This is a genomic window from Okeania sp. SIO2B9, assembly GCF_010672505.1.
In the GTDB taxonomy this organism is placed as follows: Bacteria; Cyanobacteriota; Cyanobacteriia; order Cyanobacteriales; family Microcoleaceae; genus Okeania; species Okeania hirsuta.
Genome location: NZ_JAAHGK010001792.1, coordinates 1 through 1072, shown reverse-complemented (window position 1 = coordinate 1072; position 1072 = coordinate 1). Strand labels below are relative to the sequence as shown.

Below are 1072 nucleotides of genomic sequence, written 5' to 3'. Positions count from 1 at the left end.
CTCTTCGATACTTTTGTGTGGTTCTAGCTTTAACAATCTCGGCATGGCGATCGCCCAACTCTTACTATTCATCCCTTAATTTATCAGGTTTAATTTTTTTATACCGATGCTACCGGATTTGATATTATTAGCATCTGCTAGTGATGATACTAGCGTGCGTTTGTGGAATGCTATTACTGGAAAACAAATACGAGTTTTGACAGGACATACAGATGTAGTTAAAAGTGTAGCTTTTTCTGCCAGTAGCAAGTTATTAGCATCTGGTAGTCGGGAAGAAACATTAATATTATGGGATGTACTTACTGGTAGGAAGTTAGCACTGCTCGCAGGCCATGAAGATTTAGTCTGGAGTGTTGCTTTTTCTGCTGATGGTAAAATGTTGGCATCTGGAAGTGCAGATAAAACAGTCCGGTTATGGCATACTAGCAACGGTAAACCCCTGAAAGTTTTCTCAGGACATACAATGTATGTTAAAACAGTTGCCTTTTCCCCAGATGGTAAATTATTAGCATCTGCTGGTGGAGAGAAAACTATACGGTTGTGGGATATTACCACTGGAAAAATGAGCAGACTGTTAATAGGGCATCAGAGTATAATTAATCGAGTTGCTTTTTCTGCTGATGGCAAAATATTGGCATCTGGAAGTGACGACCAAACTATCCGTTTATGGGATGTTACTACTGGTAAATCCCTAAAAACTTTATTTGGACATACTAATATTGTTAACAGTATTGCGTTTTCTCCAAATGGCAACTTTTTAGCATCTAGTGGTCGCTACGGTGTCGTTCGTTTGTGGCAAGTTAGTTAATTATATCATATCCGGTTGAGTAATTAGATTTTGAAAGTATAAGTATTCAAACGGATATGATATTATCTCAAATCCGTTTAATTGGACATAAAAAATTCTCCAATCGCCATAACTAAGCTCATCTTTCTAATTCTTTCTTCTCCTGACTCCTGAGGACTGACTCCTGATTCCTAAACAGTTAACCTATCTATAACTAGACATCTCCAGAAAAGAGGGAACAGGGAACAAGAAACAGGGAACAGGGAACAGGAAGAAATAATTGAT

General features: G+C 38.0%; 1 protein-coding gene. It reads left to right on the top strand.

Translation table 11 applies throughout. The features are described 5' to 3' along the window. Nucleotides 1–118: 118 nt before the first annotated feature. Entirely contained in the window at nt 119–808 is a 690-nt protein-coding gene (locus tag F6K13_RS34465; protein WP_161565023.1) for a WD40 repeat domain-containing protein, read from the top strand. Nucleotides 809–1072 lie beyond the last annotated feature (264 nt).